Origin of the sequence: Salmonella sp. SAL4457, assembly GCF_046548235.1 — a bacterium.
GTDB classification, from domain to species: domain Bacteria; phylum Pseudomonadota; class Gammaproteobacteria; order Enterobacterales; family Enterobacteriaceae; genus Salmonella; species Salmonella enterica.
The window spans coordinates 1-258 of sequence record NZ_JBGDZO010000794.1; the positions used below are offsets into that span (position 1 = coordinate 1).

Below are 258 nucleotides of genomic sequence, written 5' to 3' on the forward strand. Positions count from 1 at the left end.
TTCCTAGAGTTTGCCGGTCAGGCTGTAGAGCGGTTCCAGCACCCATTCGTAGAGGCGCCGGGTGTCCTGGAGGATGTCGGCGTCCAGCAGCATGCCGCTCTGCAGCGGACGCGGCTGGCCGTAGGCGGTCACCGCCTGGTCGTCGAGGGTTACCCGCAGCCGGTACAGCTGCTCGCCATCCTGGCCGAGCCCCGGTACGCCGCCGACCATGCTGGAAAGCTCGGCATAGGAGACGCTGGCGCGGGAGATCGACTGCAC

General features: G+C 67.4%; 1 pseudogene. It reads right to left on the bottom strand.

The features are described from left to right. Positions 1 to 3: 3 nt before the first annotated feature. A pseudogene (locus ACLJNW_RS26345) lies at positions 4 to 258 on the bottom strand (anibiotic ABC transporter); the annotation flags it as partial.